Genomic DNA, 17,120 nt, shown 5'->3' with positions numbered 1-17,120 from the left:
TTCAAAGGAACCCTGCCATCCGAAGATGGACGGGGTATCAACTAATCTGGCGTTGATTTTTGGCACGCTGTTGAGTTCTCAAGGAACGGACGCTTTCTTTGTATTCACCCTCTCGGGCTTTCCTCCGGGCTTCCCTTCGGTATTTCGTGTTTCCAGCTTAGCAGACCCGATTTCCGTTTCTGCCACCCGCTGGAGCGGGCTGCTGGGGCAGGAATTCGCTTTCGCGTTTTCCGTTCCCGGCGGGGTTGAACATTACCAGGCTTTCTCGGCCCCTCTGACCACGTCCTCTGCGAGCATGCAGAGGTGTAGACCACTGGGGTTAGGATCTGGCTTGGTAGGTGCTGCCGACCCACGACTCAAAGCCGCGTTGGGGTCAGGCAGGAGTACGACAGTACATCCCACCGCCAGTAGAGGCAAATCGTTTCCGGTAGTCCCTAGCTCCGCCCAACTGGTATGTCTCGTGCGGAACTAGGACTTCTTATGACTTACTCTTCACAACAGTACGCCGTCCAGGACAGGTAGTGACGGCGCCACACAATCTCCGCCCCTGGGAGGCTTCCCATGACAACCGTGACGTCGCCGCTTGCCGGACGCGCCATCGGTCTCGCCGCAGTTCCCGACCCGGTCTTCTCCGGTGCGATGGTCGGTCCCGGTACCGCCATCGATCCCGTACGTGAGCCCTCGGAGGCCGTCTCCCCCATCGACGGGGTCGTCGTCTCCATGCACCCGCACGCCTTCGTCGTCGTCGACGGCGAGGGACACGGGGTGCTGACCCACCTCGGCATCGACACCGTTCAGCTCAACGGGCAGGGCTTCGAGCTGCTCGTCAACAAGGGTGACACCGTGACGCGCGGACAGGCCGTCGTGCGCTGGAACCCGGCTGACGTCGAGGCCGCCGGCAAGTCCCCCATCTGTCCCATCGTGGCCCTGGAGGCCACCGCGGACTCGCTCTCCGAAGTCGTCGAGGACGGCGACGTGAAGGCCGGTGACCAGCTCTTCGGCTGGCGTTGAGCCGGTTCGTCCCCGTGACGACCGCGAGTTCGGCATTCAACGCGGTGGCCGGTGCCGCCGCTCTATCGGAGACAGGTGAGATGGAGACAACGCTGCGAGGCGTCGGCGTCAGCCACGGTGTGGCGATCGGCGAGGTCCGGCACATGGGCACGGCGGTTCTCGAGCCGCCGGCCAAGCAGATTCCGGCGGACGAGGCGGAGCGCGAACAGGGGCGCGCCCGCCAGGCCGTCGAAGCTGTCGCTGCCGACCTGATTGCGCGTGGCAATCTGGCCGGCGGGGAGGCGCAGCACGTGCTGGAGGCCCAGGCGATGATCGCCCAGGACCCCGAGCTCATCGCCGATGTCGACCGCCGTATCGCCGTGGGCAGCACGGCCGAGCGCGGTATCTACGACGCCTTCTCGCACTATCGCGAGCTGCTCGCCGGTGCCGGTGAGTACATGGCGGGCCGGGTCGCCGACCTGGACGACGTGCGGAACCGGATCGTCGCGCGCCTTCTCGGTGTACCGATGCCCGGCGTGCCGGACAGCGACGAGCCGTACGTCCTGATCGCGCGGGACCTGGCGCCCGCCGACACCGCGCTGCTCGACCCGGCGCTGGTGCTCGGGTTCGTGACGGAAGAGGGCGGGCCGACCAGCCACAGCGCGATCCTGGCGCGGGCGCTCGGCGTGCCGGCCATCGTGGCGCTGCCGGGCGCGGGTGAGATCGCCGAGGGCACGCTCATCGCCGTCGACGGTTCCACCGGTGAGCTCTTCGTGGACCCGAGCGAGGAGAAGAAGGCGGAGCTGACCGAGGCCGCCGCCGCGCGCAGGGCCGCGCTGGCCACGTCCAGCGGTCCCGGCGCCACCTCTGACGGGCACAAGGTGCCGCTGCTCGCCAACGTCGGTGGTCCATCGGACGTGCCCGCGGCGATCGAGGCGGGTGCGGAGGGCGTCGGTCTCTTCCGTACGGAGTTCCTCTTCCTGGACGACAGCAAGAAGGCTCCGTCCGAGGAGAAGCAGGTCGAGGCGTACCGCAAGGTGCTGGAGGCCTTCCCCGAGGGCCGCGTGGTCGTGCGGGTGCTGGATGCCGGTGCCGACAAGCCGCTGGACTTCCTGACGCCGACGGACGAGCCGAACCCGGCGCTCGGTGTGCGTGGTCTGCGGTCGCTGCTCGACCACCCGGAGGTGCTGCGGACGCAGCTCACCGCGCTGGCGAAGGCGGTCGAGGGTCTGCCCGTGTACCTGGAGGTCATGGCGCCGATGGTGGCCGACCGTACGGACGCGAAGGCCTTCGCCGACGCGTGCCGTGAGGCCGGGCTGCGGGCGAAGTTCGGTGCGATGGTCGAGATCCCCTCGGCCGCGCTGCGGGCGCGCTCGATCCTCCAGGAGGTCGAGTTCCTGTCGCTGGGCACCAACGACCTGGCGCAGTACACCTTCGCCGCCGACCGTCAGGTCGGTGCGGTGTCCCGGCTCCAGGACCCTTGGCAGCCGGCGCTGCTCGACCTGGTGGCGATGTCCGCCGAGGCGGCCAAAGCCGAGGGCAAGAGCTGTGGTGTCTGTGGCGAGGCCGCTTCGGATCCGCTGCTCGCGTGTGTGCTGACGGGTCTGGGTGTCACCTCCCTCTCCATGGGTGCCGCGTCGATCCCGTACGTGCGGGCGACGCTGGCCAAGTACACGCTGGCGCAGTGTGAGCGTGCCGCGGCCGCGGCGCGGGCCGCGGACACGGCGCACGAGGCGCGGCTGGCCGCGCAGGCGGTGCTGTCCGGGGAGTGATCCCCGGCGTTGTCCGACGAAGGGGCTTTCCGTCACCGAGGTGACGGGGAGCCCCTTCGTCGTGGGTGGGGTCAGTGGTGGGTGGTCCAGTCGTCGTCGGGGTCGGGGACGAGGGGGAAGCCCGCGCGGTGTTCCACCCCCGGTTCCGGTGGGAGGGGTTCGCCGGTGCGGGCGTCGGTGCAGTAGGCGGAGAAGACCTCGGCCTCCGTGAGGGGGGTGAGGGTGCCGCCGGTGAGGCGCCAGCCGTGGAGCCGGTCGGGGGCGTCGAGGGTGGTGGTGCGCAGGACGAGTCCCCCGGGGGCTCCGAGGGCGATGCCGGCGGCGAGGACGGCGGTGAACTCGGCGGCGGGCTCCTCGGCCACGACCGTCGGTAGCGCGGTGCCGTCGACGTGGAGGACGGCGAGGAGCTGGTCGTCGGCCGCCGGGACGCTGCAGACCAGGTGGTGGGTGCCGGGTCCGGCGGTGTCGAGCAGCCGGGCGAGGAGCCGGGCGGCCCGCTCGAAGGCTGCCCTGCCGATGTCCTTGCCACAGGTGGCGCAGTCGCCGGTGGTGGCGAGCACGGTGGTGGCGTACTCCCAGGTGGCCTGGCGGACGGCGGTGTCGACGAGCTCGGGCAGCAGGGTCGCGAGGGGCTGTCCGGTGTAGGTGACGCGGGCGCCCGTGGTGGCGAGATGGGCGGTGAAGCGGCTGCGGCTGTCCGGTTGGTCGGGGTCGATGGCGGTCTCGGCGCAGTAGGCCTCGAACTCCTCGGGGTCGAAGAGGGTGACGGTGGTGTGGCCGCCCTGGGTGGCGAGGGTCCTGAGGAGGGCCTCGACCTGCCGGAGGTAGGTGGTGTGGTCGTCGAAGACGAAGGTGCGGTAGCGGCGCATCGCGCTGAAGTCGTGTTCGTCGGCGAGGAGGCCGACGGTGCTGGGGACCTCGCGGCGCAGGGCGCGTCGGAGGTGTGCCGAGGTGGTGCCGGTCCGTGTCATGTCTCCCCCTGGTTACGATCCGATCAGTGCTCACTCACCGTAACCTTCGCCACTGACAGTGACGCTTGGGGAAGGCGTCGGCGGACCAGACGGTCCTGTGCGGCACTGGTCGCGACGAGGACGGCACCGAGGGCCGGCCAGGCGAAGGGGCCCGCGGCGACGAGGCCGGTCATCAGGAGCGGGCCGGCGAAGCGCTGGGTGGACTGGGCGAGGCCGTGCACTCCGAGGTAGGCGCCCTGGGCGTCGTCGGGGGCGAGGGCGACGGAGATCTCCCAGGAGGCGATCGTGTGGATCATCTCCGCGAAGGTGAGGACGACGGCCGCGGTGATCAGGGCGGTGACGGCCAGGGCGCGTCCGCCGAGGGCGGAGACTGCGAGGGCCAGCGTCCCGACGGCGAAGAGGCCCGCGAGGGGGCGGAGCAGGCGGCGGGCGGCTTCGGTGGTGGCGCCGAAGCGGGAGAGCGGGACCTGGAAGATCACGACGAGGGCGCTGTTGACGACCATCAGGAGCGGCGCGAGGCCGACGGGGGCGTCGGTGGCGTGGACGATCCAGAGAGGCAGGGCCACTTGGAGGATCGAGTCGTGGAGGAAGAAGACCGACTCTCCGGCGGTGAAGGCGAGGAAGCCCCGGTCGCACCACGGGTTGGAGGGCTTGGCCGTGGGGGCGGCGTCGGTGGAGGCGGCGGCGATCCGGGAGGCGGCGGGGGCCGGGGGTTCGGCGCAGCGGAGGGTGAGGGCCGCCATCACGAGGTAGGAGAGGGCGTCTCCGATCAGCAGGAGATGGAAGGCGGTGGAGGTGCCGACGGCGAGGGCCGCCGCTGCGCCGAGGCCGCCGAGGGTCCAGCCGATGTTGGAGGTGGTGCGGTTGATGGCCTGGTAGCGGACGCGGTCGGGGCCGGCGACCCGGGCTGCGTAGAGCTTGGTGAGGACGTTGGTGGCGCGGTCGGGGAGGGCGCCGGCGGCGGAGAAGAGGACGAGGAGCGGGTAGTCGTCGGTGGTGAGGAGAGCGAGGAGGGCCGCGGACCGCAGCAGTTGGGTGCAGATGAGGACGCGGACGAGGGGGAAGCGGTCGGCGAGGCGGCCTCCGAGGGGTGCTCCGGCGATGCCCGCGGCGCCGGAGACGGCGATCAGGAGGCCCACCTGACCGAGTCCGAGTCCGGTGACGTAGGTGAAGTAGAGGGCCATGGCCGTGGACCAGAGTCCGGTGCCGCACTTGTCGATGAAGCCGATGACGAGCATGCGGCGGCCGTCGGGGCCTCCGGGGATGCGGTTCTTCAGGGCTGTTCGGGCGGAGCGGGTGGAGCGGCTCATGGGGTCCCCCTTGCCAACTGCTATGTATCAATACATAATTGATTACGTGGCAGCACAATATGCGATCGAAGGTACGACAGCCAAGGGGATTGCCGCGTCCGTCGAGCGGGGCGTGAGCGACGGCGGGCTCTCCCCCGGCGACGCCCTGCCCCCCGTGCGGCGGCTCGCCGACTCGCTGGGGGTGAGCCCGGGGACCGTCGCGACGGCCTACAAGGAGCTGCGCCAGCGGGGGTTGATCGTCACGCGGGGCCGGGGCGGAACCGTCGTCGCCGAGGTGCCCTCGGTGGCGTCCAGGCGCCCGCCGCGCGTGCCGCAGGGCCTGGTGGACCTGGCCGGCGGCCATCCGGACCCGGCCTTCCTCCCCGTACTGCGACCGCCCTCGACGGTCACCCCGGTTTACGGCTCCCACCGCGCCTCGCCCCGTCTCGCGGCTCTCGAGGAGATGACCCGGCAGTGGTTCGGGCGGGACGGGGTGCCCGCGCGGCACGTGACGTTCGCGCACGGGGCGCTCGACTGCATCGCGCGGCTCCTCTCGACGGAGCTGCGGCCCGGTGACGCGGTGGCCGTGGAGGATCCCGGGTTCCACCACCTGCTCGACCTGGTCCCCGCGCTGGGGCTGCGGATGGTCCCGGTTGCGGTGGACGGGGAGGGGCTCGTACCGGACGCGCTGCGGACCGCCCTCCGGGGCGGAGTCCGCGCGGTGGTGTGCAGCCCCCGGGGGCAGTGTCCGACCGGCGCGTTCTTCACACGGTCGCGACGGGACGAACTGGGCGCGGTGCTAAGGGACTTCCCCGAGGTGCTCGTCATCGAGGACGACCACAACGCCGAGGTCGGCGGGGCGGCCGCCCACACGCTGGCGGCGGCCGGGCTCGACCGGTGGGCGCAGGTGCGGACCGTGTCCAAGCACCTCGGGATCGACCTGCGCTGGGCCGGGGTCGCGTGCGACGCGGTGACGCTGGCGCGGCACGACGGGCGGATGCTGATGACGTCGGGCTGGGTGAGTCACGTGCTCCAGGACACTGTGGCAGGCCTGTTCGGCGACGGGGCGGTACGCGCGCTCGTGGCGGCGGGCGAGGAGGCGTACGCGGAACGGCGGGCGGCGCTGATCGGCGCGCTCCGGGCGCACGGGATCCGGGCCGTCGGGGCCAGCGGCCTGAACGTATGGGTCCCGGTCCGCGACGAGTCGGCGGTGGTCAACGGGCTGCGTACGCAGGGCTGGTGGGTCGCGGCGGGGGCACGGTTCCGGATCGCGGCGCCGCCCGCGGTACGGATCACGACGGCGACGCTCGATGTGGACCGGGCGCCGCGCCTCGCGGCGGACTTCGCCGAGGTGCTCGGGGACGCCCAGGCGACGTACGGCGGGTGAGGACCGGGCCGGGCGCGGCCGGCGCGGAGCGGGTACGGGAACGCTCCGGGAAGGGCGGGTGGCCCTTCCCGGAGCGTTTCACCGCGGGATGCGCGGTCGGGTGGTTCAGCGGGTCCGGTAGGCGTCGGTCAGGGTCTGGGTGAGGGTGTTGCCCTGGGCGTCGGTCAGTTCGGCGCGGAGCGAGACGGACCGGCCGGGGGCCGGAGTGCGGAAGACGGCCTGGCCGTCGAGGACGGGCACGCGGGCCCAGGTGGAGCCGTCGTCCGTGGACAGGGACACGGTGAGGGACCGTACGCCGTTCTCCGCGGCGGCTCCCTCGACGGTGACGGGCACACGGACCGGCGCTCCCGCCGGAGCGGTGCCGTCGAGGGCGAGCGCCGGGGCGAAGCGGACGGCGCTGAGGGGCAGCGCCGCCGGACGCGCGCCGGCGGCCGAGGTGAAGGTCCAGGCCGCCGTGACGCGGCCGCGCGAGGAGGTGCCGTCGCCGCGCGTGGCGGAGGCGGTCAGCCGGTACGAGGCGGATCCGGGGGTGGTGGTGAACGAGGCGCGGCCCGGGTCGCCCTGCCGGGTGCCGACCAGCACACCGTCACGGTGGAGCGTGGTGGTGGCTCCGTGGAAGCGGGGCGCGGTCGGCGCGTGGCCGTCGCCGTCGGCGAGCAGCGGGATGTCGAGGGCGAGGGTGTCGCCTTCGCGGACGCCGGCCGGCCGGGCGCCGGGCGAGCGGTCGATGGCCGGGCCGAAGACGGCGTTGTCGAAGGTGTGGGTGGTGGTGGCGCCGGCGCGCACCGGGACGCCGTCCGCGGCGTAACGGTTGGGCGGGGTCTCGGGGGCGGCGGGGCCCGAGAAGCCGATGTCCCACAGGCCTCGCTCGGGCGTCACGAGGACGGTGGCGGTGCCGGGCAGTTGGAGCGGCTGAACGAGTCCGACGGTGGGGCCGGCGCTGGGCTGGATGGAGACGAAGCCGGTCGCGGCGGCGCCCTGGGGGGCGGCTCCCCGGATCTTGACGGTGGCCAGCGAGGCGGCCGAGGGGTGGCGGACGAGGCCGGTCAGGGCGCGCCCGGAGGTGAAGGTGTAGCCGAGGGCGTAGTCGTTCTTCGCGCCCGACCAGTAGGTGTCGAACCACTCCTTGACCGAGCCGGACTCGGCGGCGGGGCCGAGGTGGGCCACGCGCAGGCTGGGGCTCGCCACCAGGACGTTGGCGGAGCGGGTCGTCCCCTCGTGCGTGACCTCGACGAACCCGAGGCTGTTCAGGTAGCGGGCGCCCGACTCGGGCGGGCGGACGTCCACCGGGGCGGTGGTGCGGGCGTCGACCGTGACCGTGGTGTCGCCGTTCAGGTCCAGTCGGGGCTGGACGATCCAGTCGGTCCCGGCTCCCGCGTCGGCGCCGCTCAGGGTGGAGTCGAGCAGGTAACGGCCCTTGGGCAGGCGGACGGTGACCGTCCCGGACGCGTCGTACGGAGTCGCCTCCTCGGACGCGCCCGCGCCCGAGATGCCGGTGACGTGGGTCTGGTAGCCGCCGGTGGCGGATCCGGTGCGGTCGAGGTGACGGATGGTCAGGGTGTAGGTCTCGGCCCCGTCCGCGGCGAAGGCGGGCGGGAGCGAGGTCGAGAGCGAGGTGCCGGCCAGGACCGTCGCCAGGGCGAGGGTGCGCAGGGCGGTCCGGCGGGTGGTTCCGCGTCCCGTGGAGCGGGGCGAGGTGGCGGGCATGGTGCTGTGTGTCGAGGAATCGTTCATGCCCAGCACTGCGCATCGCGGGCCGGGCGTTCCAGTGACCTGGGACACATCCCGCGGGAGTGTGGTCCAGGTCACTGGAACCCGGGCGAACCACCGCCCAGTGCCAGATGTGGAATCACCTATGAGAGATCGTTTCCGCGCCGGAGACCCCTCGGCGCTCGGGGAGGCGTACGACGAGCACGCACGCGTGCTGTACCACTACGCCTACCGGGTGTGCGGGGACCGCGCGGCGGCGGAGGACGTCGTGTCCTCCGCGTTCCTGGAGGCCTGGCGCTGTCGCGGGAAGGTGCACGCCGACGGCGGGAGCCTCCGTCCGTGGCTGCTCGGCATCGCGACCAACATCATGCGCGGCGCCGCGCGGGAGGCGCGACGGCGCGACGCGGCGCTCGCCCGTATCCCCGAGCGGGGTGTGCTGCCGGACTTCGCCGACGAGGTCCTCGCCCGGATGACGGACGGGGAGCAGGTACGGGCCGCCCGGGCCGCCCTGGGGAAGCTCCGGCGGCGTGAGCGTGAGGTCTTCACCCTGGTGGTGTGGGCCGGGCTCGACTACGCCGCCGCCGGGGAGGCGTTGGGGATCCCGGTCGGCACGGTCCGGTCCCGGCTGTCCCGGGCCCGTGAGCGGCTCAGGAAGCTCGCCGAGGCGGAGCTTCGGGCACTGCGGCGGAAGGACCGCGCTACTGCTGCCGCCGTGCGGGCGGCCGGTGGGCCGGGCGCCGCGCGTGCCCATGCCCGTACGGCCTCCGAAGGAGGTCCCGTGGGTGACGCCGTCGGGACCACCGCGGGCCCGGCCGGTAGCACCCCCGTAACCCCCGCCGGAGGCTCCGTCGAAATCGTGGGCGCCAGGCCCGCCGTCCACTCCCCCGTCCGTACCGCCCTCGTGCCCCGATCGATCCCGGAGAACCAGGCATGAACGCCTCCGCCCCCCGCCCGCCCCACGCCCAGGGCCACCCGCACGCCGACGCGGACGACCGCCTGCGCGCCGACCTCACCGAGCTGCTGCCCCCGGCGCCGGTGCCCGGCCTGACGCCCGAGCGGAACGTCGCCCTGCGGCACGCCGTGCTGCGGACCGCCCTCGCCTCCGACGGCGCCGCCGCCCGCCCGACCCGTACCGCCCGCTCGCGTCCGGGGTTCCGGATCGGCTGGATCGCCGCGCCGGTGACGGCCTGCGCGATCGTCGCCGGTGTCGCCGTACTCGCGCCCAGGGACGTGCCTGCCGGGTCGCCGGACCGGATCTCGGCCGGGCGGCCCGCGTCGCCCGAGGCCGTACGGATCCTGTCCCACGCGGCGCTGGCTGCGGCCTCCGCTCCGGCTCCGGACGCGCGGCCCGAGCAGTACGTCTACGTCAGGAGCCTGGTCGCCCACGCGGGGCGCGGCGCGGACGGCGGCCAGGCCGTGCTGCCGACCGCCCACCGGCGCGAGGTGTGGCTCTCCGCCGACGGCAGCCGTCCCGGTCTGCTGCGCGAGCCCGGTGCCGCCGATACGGAGCTGGGCGCGCGCCTGCCCGTGTATGAGCTGGACCACCGCGGCGCCACGCCCCGGAAGACCACCACCGGGGCGGCGCCCGCCTCCGTCACCAACCCGAACCACGCGTACGTGGCCGCGCTTCCGACCGACCCGGACGCGCTGCTGCGTCTCGTCCGGGAGCAGACCCGGGGTACGGAGGGCGACGCCGATCAGCGGGCGTTCACCGCGATCGGGACGCTGCTCGCCGAGACCTGGGCGCCGCCGAAGGTCACCGCCGCGCTGTACGAGGCCGCCGGGCGGATCCCCGGTGTGACCGTCCTGCCGTCCGCGACCGACGCGGCAGGTCGTGAGGGGGTCGCGGTGGCCCGTACCTCCCACGGCGAGCAGACCCAGTGGATCTTCGACCGGACGACGTCGGCGTTCCTCGGGGAGCGCACCGTGCTCACCGAGACGACGGCGGCCGGGCGGAAGGGCACTGTGCTCGGTGTGTCGGCGGTGCTCGCCAAGGCTGTGGCGGCGGCGCCCGGGGAGCTGCCGAAGGGGTGACCGAGGGCGCTCTGTCGGCCCGCCGGGAGTCCGGCGGGCCGACGGTGCCCTAGGAGCGGAGGAAGGTGCGGACTCCCAGGGAGACCGCGTCGTCGCCCAGGAGTGCGTTGTGGTCGAGGCAGCCGGCGGCGTTGTTGGTCGCGCCGGTCAGGGGGACGCTGTTGTCGGGGTTGATGACCTCGTCGCAGTTCGACCACCAGGTCGCGTAGCGCACGGCTCCGGGTGTCTCGTCGCCCGCCGCCAGGTTCTTCTGGACGTAGGAGCCGGGGCTCATGTCGCGGCACGCCTGGTCCCACAGGGCGCAGGCCCAGGCGATGCTGGTGCCGTGGTTGGGGCCGGCGAGGGAGACCCAGTGGGCGACCGACGCCTGTCCGGCGGGGTCGAACTTGACGTACCAGCGGGTGACGAGGCTGCCGAAGGAGTGGGCGACGAGGTCGACGCGGCTCGCACCGGTCTGCCGCTTCACTCCCTCGACGTACGCGGCGAGTTCGCCGGACAGGACCTCGTTCACGGACCGGTGCGTGTCGTAGCCGAAGGAGAACAGCTCGGCGTCCGTGTACCCGTCGGCCTTGAAGTCCGCGCGCAGGCCGCCCCATACGCCGGGGTCGGCGTTGTAGCCGTGGACGAAGACGACCGGGGTGCGGGCGGCGGCGCTGCGTGCGGGTGCCTGGGCACTGACCGTCGCGGTCGGCAGGAGCAGGGCCGCGACGGCGGCTAGCAGCGGTACGGCGATCCTGGCGCCGCGCCTGGAACCGGGCTTCAACACACATCCCCCTACGACGTGTTACGCACGATAGTCAGGAGCATGGTGGGGCCTGGAGGTACGGCTGAACAGTCCCGTGCACAGGGATGCCGTACGGCAGTGCACGGGACTGTGTCATCCGGGCACTGCCTAGCCGCGGCGGCTGGCGGCCAGCGTCTCGTAGAAGTGCATGAGGCCTAGGTCGTCGACCGAGCCCGCGTTGACCGCCTTGGCCAGGGGGGTGCCCTGGAGCAGGCGCTTGACCGGGACTTCGATGCGCTTGCCGGTGAGGGTGTGCGGGACGCCCGGGACCTCGATGATCTCGTCGGGGACGTGACGCGGGGACAGTTCCGCGCGGATCGTGCGCTTGATGCGGGCGATCAGCTCGTCGTCGAGGGTCGCGCCCTCCACGAGGTGCACGAAGAGCGGCATCCAGTAGCCGCCGTCCGGCTCCTCCAGGCCGATCACGAGTGACTCGCGGATCTCCGGGAGACGCTCGACCGCCTCATAGATATCGGCGCTCCCCATCCGCACGCCCTGTCGGTTCAGGGTGGAGTCGGAGCGGCCGTGGATGACGACCGAGCCGTGGTCGGTGATCGTGATCCAGTCGCCGTGGCGCCAGGCGCCCGGGAACATCTCGAAGTAGCTGTCGCGGTAGCGGCTGCCGTCGGGGTCGTTCCAGAAGTGGATCGGCATGGACGGCATGGGGTTGGTGACGACGAGTTCGCCGACCTCGCCGATGACGGGCTTGCCGGAGGGGTCCCAGGACTGGAGGTCGGTGCCGAGGCCCGCGGCCTGGAGCTCGCCGATGTGGACCGGGAGGGTGGGGACGGCGCCGGCGAAGCAGGAGCAGACGTCGGTGCCGCCGCTGACGGAGGCGATCCAGAGGTTCTCGCGGACCTCGTCGTGCAGCCAGCGGAACCCGTCGGGGGGCAGCGGGGAGCCGGTGGTGGCCACGCACTTCACGGAGGACAGGTCGAAGTCCCGGCCCGGGTGCACGTCCGCCTTGGCGCAGGCCATGACGTACGCGGCGGAGGTGCCGTACAGGGTGGCGCGGGTGCGCTCGGCGACGCGCCACTGGGCGGCGGTGTCCGGATAGCCGGGGCTCCCGTCGTACAGGACGACGGTCGTACCGGTGAGGAGGCCGGAGACGAGGAAGTTCCACATCATCCAGCCGGTGGAGGTGTACCAGAAGAACACGTCCTCGGGGCCGAGGTCGCAGTGCAGCCCCAGCTGCTTGACGTGCTCGACGAGGATGCCGCCCTGGGACTGGACGATCGCCTTCGGCAGGCCGGTCGTGCCGGAGGAGTACAGCACCCACAGCGGGTGCGAGAACGGGACCTGCTCGTAGACCGGCTCGACGTCGGCGGCGACGAGGTCGGCCCAGGCGAGGGTTCCCTCCGGGGCCGGGGTGCCGAGCAGCGGGATGTGGACGACGGCGCGCAGGGTGGGCAGCTCGGCGCGGAGTTCGGCGACGGTGTCGCGGCGGTCGTGCTCCTTGCCGCCGTAGCGGTAGCCGTCGACGGTGAAGAGGACGACCGGCTCGACCTGCTGGAAGCGGTCGAGGACGCTGCGGGCGCCGAAGTCGGGGGCGCAGGAGGTCCACACGCCGCCGACGGCCGCGGTGGCGAGAAGGGCCACGACGGACTGCGGGACGTTGGGCAGGTAGCCGCTGACGCGGTCGCCCGGCCGTACGCCGAGGGCGCGGAGCTCCGCGGCGAGGGAGCCGACCTGGCGGCGCAGCTCCGACCAGGTGGTCGGCATCGTCTCATGTGTCTCGTCCACATGGAGCAGTGCCGTGTCATGGGGGCGCTCGTCGGCGGCGCGCAGGGCGTGCTCGGCGTAGTTGAGGGTGGCGCCGGGGAACCACTCGGCACCGGGCATGGAACGGTCGCCGAGCACCCGCTCGTACGGGGTGGAGAAGCGGACGTCGAACCACTCGACGACCGCGTTCCAGAAGGCTTCGAGCTCGTCGACCGACCAGCGGTGGAGCGCCGGGTACCCGCCCTCGGCGGGGGCGCCGTGGTGCTCGGCGGCCCAGGCCTGGAAGCGGGTGACGGCGGCCGAGGCGATGCGTTCCTCGTCCGGCTGCCAGAGCGGCTCGGTCTGCGCGGATGTCATTGGGGCGGCTCCCTGGCTGTACACGGGGTCGGCGTGTGTCCCGCGCACGTGCTGGGGTGTGCGCGCGACGCGGCTGACAGGACGATGCCATGTGATCGTCTTTCGCACCAGGGCTGCCCGCCCATGGTCAGGCAGTTGAATATGTGCTCCCACCACGGGTGAACGGTAGTTGAACGGAGCCTGTTCCGCCCCGGACGGATGGCAGGCTGAGCTGCATGGACGGTCGTGGACTGGTGCGTTCGATCAAGGTGTTCGGTTCGGTGCGGGGGTTGCGCACGGTGCGGGTGGCGTGGCGGCAGCGCCGTACCGATGCATGGGGCCTGCCGGCGAGGGGTCCGGAGCGGGCCAGGGTTCCGGGGCTCGCGACGGGGGCGGAGGCAGCGCCGGGCGGGGGGACCGTCAGGTTCGCCCGCTCCTCCTTGCGGGTCTCCGTGTCGGCGGGCGGGACCGTCTTCTGGGGGTGGGACGGGGCCGAGCCGCTTCCCTCGTACGCCTTGGCCGGCGAGGCGCCCGATCCGGACCCCCGGGCCTCCCTGGAACCGGACACGGACGGCGGCTGGCGGATCGTGTCGGAGCGGGTGACGGTGGCGGTCTCCCGTCATGGCGCGGTGGAGATCCGGACGCCGGGCGGGGTGATGCTGCGCAGGGACCTGCCGCCGCGGTGGTGGGAGCCGGTGGCCGAGGACGGCGCGGGCGGGGCGCGCTGGGTGCAGCGCAGCGAGGTGCCGGCGGACGCGCGGTTCTTCGGGCTGGGCGGGCGGTCCGCGGGGCCGCGGCTGCGGGACGGCACGTACCGGCTGTGGAACACCGACCCGAAGGGGCATTTCGGCCCCGGGGACGACCCGCTCTACCTCACGATGCCGGTGCAGTTCGTCGTCTCGGACGCAGGTACGCACCTGGCCTTCCACGACAACTCCTGGGACGGCCGGGTGACCCTGGCCGAGGGCGAGGAGGGAGCGGGTTCCGGGCACGACCGGCCGGGGACCAGCGAGGTTCGGACGGACGGCGGGCCGCTTCGCTGCTGGGTGGTGGTCGGCACCCCCGCGCGCGTGCTCCACGGTTGGGCGGCGCTGACCGGGGCGCCCGCGCTGCCGCCTGACTGGGCGCTCGGGCCGCAGCACGCGCGCTGGGGCTTCGGCAGCGCCCGGGAGGTGCGGCGGATCGTGGCCGGGTACCGGGAACGGGGCCTCCCGCTGTCCGCCGTGCACCTGGACATCGACCACTACGACGGGCACCGGGTGTTCACGGTCGACCGGGAGCGGTTCCCCGACCTGCCGGGGCTCGCGGCGGAGCTGCGGGAGCGGGGCGTGCGGCTGGTCTCGATCGTGGACCCGGCGGTGAAGGCCGAACCGGGAAACGCGGTGTACGACAGCGGGCGGGCGGTGGACGCGTTCGTGCGGGACGCCCGGGGCCGGGAGGTCCACGGGGTGGTGTGGCCGGGCGAGTGCGCCTACCCGGACTTCACCGACCCGGCGGTACGGGAGTGGTGGGGCGGCCTCTACGAGGAGCGGCTCCGGCAGGGCTTCGCCGGGGTGTGGCACGACATGAACGAGCCGGTGTCCTTCGCGCCGTTCGGCGACTCGACCCTGCCGCGCTCGGCGCGGCACGCGCTGGACGGGCGCGGCGGCGACCACCGCCAGGCGCACAACGTGTACGGCCTCACGATGGCTCGCGCCGGATACGAGGGGCTGCGCCGGCTGCGGCCCGACGAGCGGCCGTTCCTCTTCTCGCGGTCCGGCTGGGCCGGTATGCAGCGGTACGGCGGCACCTGGTCGGGCGACGTGTCCACGGGGTGGCCGGGGCTGCGGGCCTCGCTCGCCCTGGTGCTGGGGCTCGGGCTCTGCGGGGTGCCGTACTCGGGTCCCGACGTGGGCGGTTTCGACGGCAGCCCGACACCGGAGCTGTTCCTGCGCTGGTACCAGCTGGGGGCGTGGCTGCCGCTGTTCCGTACCCACGCGGCCATCGACGCGGGGCGGCGCGAGCCCTGGGAGTTCGGGCCGGAGGTCCTGCAGCACGCGCGCGTGGCGCTGGCCGAGCGTGAGCGGCTGCGGCCGTACTTCACCACGCTGGCCCGGCTCGCCCGGATGACCGGCGCGCCGTACGTCCGGCCGGTCTGGTGGGGGACGCCCGAGGACCGGGCGCTGCGGGACTGCGAGGACGCGTTCCTGCTGGGTGACGCGCTGCTGGTGGCGCCGGTCCTGACCCGGGGCGCGGACCGGCGGGCGGTACGGCTGCCGCGCGGGCGCTGGTACGACACGGCGACGGGGCAGGCGTACGAGGGGCCCGGGCAGGTGCTGCTCGACGCGCCGCTCTCCCGGGTGCCGGTGCTGGCGCGAGCGGGGGCGGTGCTCCCGGTGCGGGGTGAGGGGGGCGGTCCGGCCCTGGAGGTGTGGGCGCCCGCCGCCGGGCGGACGGGCGGCGGACTCGTCGTACGGGACACGGGGGACGGCTGGGAGCCGGCCGAGATCGAGCGGTACCAGTCACGGCTGGTGGACGGCCGGGTGGTCGTGGAGCGGGTGACGGACGACGGGGTGGCGGAGGTGGAGCTGCCGGTGCGGGTGCGGGGGCTCTGAGGGCCCACGCGCGTGCGTGGCCGTCGTTCGCGCACCCCCGCCCCAGTCCGCGCCTCAGCCGTACTCCCCCGCGAACCACTTCCGTACCGCCTCCGTGTGGAGCGGGAAGGCCAGTTCCTCCGGTGCGTGGAGCAGGTGGTGGCCGCTCGTCTCGTCCGTCGGCGTCGACGGCGGGAGTTCGGCCGCCCGGCGGGACGGGAGGAGGCCGAAGAGGAGGAGGTGGCCGGCCGGGGAGCTCAGCGCGTCGGCGAGGCGGACCTCTTCGGCGGAGGCCCGGATGCCGGTCTCCTCGCACAGTTCGCGGGCGACGGCGGCGCGCCAGTCCTCGCCGTGGTCGATGAAGCCGCCCGGCAGGGCCACTCCGCCCCGCGCGGGTTCGATGGTGCGGGTGATGACGACGAGGCCCGTGCCCGTTCCGTCCGTGACGGGGAGCAGGGCGACGGCGACGGGCAGCGGGTTGCGGTAGGCGGTCGCGCCGCAGGCCCGGCAGCTGCGGGGCCAGCCCGCGTCGGCCGGGTACGCGGCGCCGCAGGAGGAGCAGTGGGAATCGCGGGTGTCGCGGGTGTCCTTCACGGGCCGACCGTATGCGATCACCCTTTCCCGGCGCTGCCGGAACTGATAGAGGGTGCGCATGACAGTACTCGTTTCCGCTCTCCGTACCCTCGCCGTCACCGCCGCGGCCGGACTGCTCGCCGCCACGGGCACCCTCGCCGCCCCCGCTCCCCCGGCGTCGGCCGCGCCGGAGCCGAAGGCGCCGAGGGAGTTCGTGGCCCTGAGCGCGGTCGACCCGACGATCGTCCAGGAGATGCGCTACACGACGGCGCACAACTTCGTGGGCGAACCGGTGGACGGCTACCGGCAGCCGCTGTGCATCCTGACCCGGCCCGCCGCCGAGGCGCTGCACCGCGCGCAGGTCCGGCTGCTCGCCCGGGGGTACACGCTCAAGGTGTACGACTGCTACCGGCCGCAGCGGGCCGTGGACCACTTCGTGCGCTGGGCCGAGGACCTGGCGGACGAGCGGATGCGGGAGGAGTTCTATCCGCTCGTCGACAAGTCGAGGCTGTTCGCCGACGGATACATCGCGGAGAAGTCCGGGCACAGCCGGGGATCGACGGTGGACCTGACCGTCGTACGGCTGCCGGCCGCGCCCACGCGCGCGTACGTACCCGGTGAGCGGCTGGTGGAGTGCTACGCCCCGCAGGCGGAGCGGTTCCCGGACAACTCCGTGGACATGGGGACCGGGTACGACTGCTTCGACACGCGCTCGCACACCGACGACCCGCGCATCCAGGGTGTGCAGCGGGCCAACCGGCAGCTCCTGAAGGGGGCGCTCGGTGAGCAGGGGTTCGTGAACCTGCCGGAGGAGTGGTGGCACTTCACGTTCAGGCCGGAGCCGTTCCCGGGCACGTTCTTCGACTTCCCGGTGGCCCGGCGGTCGGTGGCCGGTCACTGAGCCTTCCGCGTCCGGGGGCTCCCGTGGCACACTCCTGACGGTTCGTCAGTTCTTTGTGAGCGGTGGCACGGGAGGCCT

13 protein-coding genes are annotated in these 17,120 nt (G+C 73.1%); 7 read left to right on the top strand and 6 right to left on the bottom strand.

Annotated features, from left to right (window positions below):
- The first annotated feature begins 561 nt into the window (after nucleotides 1-561).
- Together ABT154_RS29090 and ptsP are read left to right on the top strand one after the other, a co-directional pair.
- Entirely contained in the window at nucleotides 562-1,011 is a 450-nt protein-coding gene (locus ABT154_RS29090; protein WP_351860636.1) for a PTS sugar transporter subunit IIA, read from the top strand.
- A gap of 80 nt (nucleotides 1,012-1,091) precedes the next feature.
- Nucleotides 1,092-2,762 carry a phosphoenolpyruvate--protein phosphotransferase gene (gene ptsP, locus ABT154_RS29085; RefSeq protein ID WP_351860634.1) on the top strand — a complete coding sequence of 557 codons (1,671 nt, stop codon included), beginning with the start codon at nucleotides 1,092-1,094 and terminating at the stop codon, nucleotides 2,760-2,762.
- 71 nt (nucleotides 2,763-2,833) lie between these two features.
- Here ptsP and ABT154_RS29080 read toward each other — a convergent pair whose 3' ends face one another.
- Nucleotides 2,834-3,733 (bottom strand): DUF8829 domain-containing protein, encoded by a 900-nt coding sequence (locus tag ABT154_RS29080; RefSeq protein WP_351860632.1) that lies wholly within the window; start codon nucleotides 3,731-3,733, stop codon nucleotides 2,834-2,836.
- Between the two features lie 23 nt (nucleotides 3,734-3,756).
- Complete coding sequence (locus ABT154_RS29075; RefSeq protein ID WP_351860631.1) at nucleotides 3,757-5,043, bottom strand: MFS transporter; 1,287 nt, start codon at nucleotides 5,041-5,043, stop codon at nucleotides 3,757-3,759.
- A 46-nt stretch (nucleotides 5,044-5,089) separates the two neighbouring features.
- On the opposite strand from ABT154_RS29075, the gene ABT154_RS29070 reads away from it, so the two are divergent.
- On the top strand, nucleotides 5,090-6,409 hold the full coding sequence (locus tag ABT154_RS29070; RefSeq protein WP_351860629.1) for an aminotransferase class I/II-fold pyridoxal phosphate-dependent enzyme: 1,320 nt from the start codon (nucleotides 5,090-5,092) through the stop codon (nucleotides 6,407-6,409).
- Nucleotides 6,410-6,514: 105 nt separating this feature from the next.
- On the opposite strand, the gene ABT154_RS29065 is transcribed toward ABT154_RS29070, so the two are convergent.
- Nucleotides 6,515-8,116 (bottom strand): serine protease, encoded by a 1,602-nt coding sequence (locus ABT154_RS29065; protein ID WP_351860628.1) that lies wholly within the window; start codon nucleotides 8,114-8,116, stop codon nucleotides 6,515-6,517.
- 148 nt (nucleotides 8,117-8,264) lie between these two features.
- On the opposite strand from ABT154_RS29065, the gene ABT154_RS29060 reads away from it, so the two are divergent.
- Complete coding sequence (locus ABT154_RS29060) at nucleotides 8,265-9,053, top strand: RNA polymerase sigma factor (RefSeq protein WP_351860626.1); 789 nt, start codon at nucleotides 8,265-8,267, stop codon at nucleotides 9,051-9,053.
- Nucleotides 9,050-10,153 carry a CU044_5270 family protein gene (locus ABT154_RS29055; protein WP_351860624.1) on the top strand — a complete coding sequence of 368 codons (1,104 nt, stop codon included), beginning with the start codon at nucleotides 9,050-9,052 and terminating at the stop codon, nucleotides 10,151-10,153. The genes ABT154_RS29060 and ABT154_RS29055 overlap by 4 nt, the downstream gene beginning before the upstream one ends.
- A gap of 49 nt (nucleotides 10,154-10,202) precedes the next feature.
- Here ABT154_RS29055 and ABT154_RS29050 read toward each other — a convergent pair whose 3' ends face one another.
- A complete protein-coding gene (locus ABT154_RS29050) occupies nucleotides 10,203-10,919 on the bottom strand; it encodes an esterase/lipase family protein (protein WP_351860622.1) in 717 nt (238 codons plus the stop codon).
- Between the two features lie 126 nt (nucleotides 10,920-11,045).
- Nucleotides 11,046-13,016: an acetoacetate--CoA ligase gene (locus tag ABT154_RS29045; RefSeq protein WP_351860620.1), complete on the bottom strand. Its 1,971-nt coding sequence runs from the start codon at nucleotides 13,014-13,016 to the stop codon at nucleotides 11,046-11,048.
- Nucleotides 13,017-13,231: 215 nt separating this feature from the next.
- On the opposite strand from ABT154_RS29045, the gene ABT154_RS29040 reads away from it, so the two are divergent.
- Nucleotides 13,232-15,589: a glycoside hydrolase family 31 protein gene (locus ABT154_RS29040; RefSeq protein ID WP_351860618.1), complete on the top strand. Its 2,358-nt coding sequence runs from the start codon at nucleotides 13,232-13,234 to the stop codon at nucleotides 15,587-15,589.
- A gap of 54 nt (nucleotides 15,590-15,643) precedes the next feature.
- Here ABT154_RS29040 and ABT154_RS29035 read toward each other — a convergent pair whose 3' ends face one another.
- On the bottom strand, nucleotides 15,644-16,222 hold the full coding sequence (locus ABT154_RS29035; protein WP_351860616.1) for an NUDIX domain-containing protein: 579 nt from the start codon (nucleotides 16,220-16,222) through the stop codon (nucleotides 15,644-15,646).
- Between ABT154_RS29035 and ABT154_RS29030 the strand changes: the two genes are divergently transcribed.
- Nucleotides 16,221-17,042 carry a M15 family metallopeptidase gene (locus ABT154_RS29030; protein ID WP_351860615.1) on the top strand — a complete coding sequence of 274 codons (822 nt, stop codon included), beginning with the start codon at nucleotides 16,221-16,223 and terminating at the stop codon, nucleotides 17,040-17,042. The genes ABT154_RS29035 and ABT154_RS29030 overlap by 2 nt on opposite strands.
- The last annotated feature ends 78 nt before the right edge of the window (nucleotides 17,043-17,120 follow it).

This window comes from Streptomyces sp. NPDC001728 (assembly GCF_040297565.1).
GTDB lineage: Bacteria > Actinomycetota > Actinomycetes > Streptomycetales > Streptomycetaceae > Streptomyces.
This window is presented reverse-complemented; position numbering and strand designations above follow the sequence as displayed.

What these genes read in the sequence shown, in the direction of transcription:
- ABT154_RS29030 (WP_351860615.1), top strand. Translation starts at nt 16,221, where the DNA reads ATGACAGTACTCGTTTCCGCTCTCCGTACCCTCGCCGTCACCGCCGCG.
- ABT154_RS29045 (WP_351860620.1), bottom strand. Translation starts at nt 13,016, where the DNA reads ATGACATCCGCGCAGACCGAGCCGCTCTGGCAGCCGGACGAGGAACGC.
- ABT154_RS29040 (WP_351860618.1), top strand. Translation starts at nt 13,232, where the DNA reads ATGGACGGTCGTGGACTGGTGCGTTCGATCAAGGTGTTCGGTTCGGTG.
- ptsP (WP_351860634.1), top strand. Translation starts at nt 1,092, where the DNA reads ATGGAGACAACGCTGCGAGGCGTCGGCGTCAGCCACGGTGTGGCGATC.
- ABT154_RS29080 (WP_351860632.1), bottom strand. Translation starts at nt 3,733, where the DNA reads ATGACACGGACCGGCACCACCTCGGCACACCTCCGACGCGCCCTGCGC.
- ABT154_RS29065 (WP_351860628.1), bottom strand. Translation starts at nt 8,116, where the DNA reads ATGCCCGCCACCTCGCCCCGCTCCACGGGACGCGGAACCACCCGCCGG.
- ABT154_RS29090 (WP_351860636.1), top strand. Translation starts at nt 562, where the DNA reads ATGACAACCGTGACGTCGCCGCTTGCCGGACGCGCCATCGGTCTCGCC.
- ABT154_RS29075 (WP_351860631.1), bottom strand. Translation starts at nt 5,043, where the DNA reads ATGAGCCGCTCCACCCGCTCCGCCCGAACAGCCCTGAAGAACCGCATC.
- ABT154_RS29035 (WP_351860616.1), bottom strand. Translation starts at nt 16,222, where the DNA reads ATGCGCACCCTCTATCAGTTCCGGCAGCGCCGGGAAAGGGTGATCGCA.
- ABT154_RS29055 (WP_351860624.1), top strand. Translation starts at nt 9,050, where the DNA reads ATGAACGCCTCCGCCCCCCGCCCGCCCCACGCCCAGGGCCACCCGCAC.
- ABT154_RS29060 (WP_351860626.1), top strand. Translation starts at nt 8,265, where the DNA reads ATGAGAGATCGTTTCCGCGCCGGAGACCCCTCGGCGCTCGGGGAGGCG.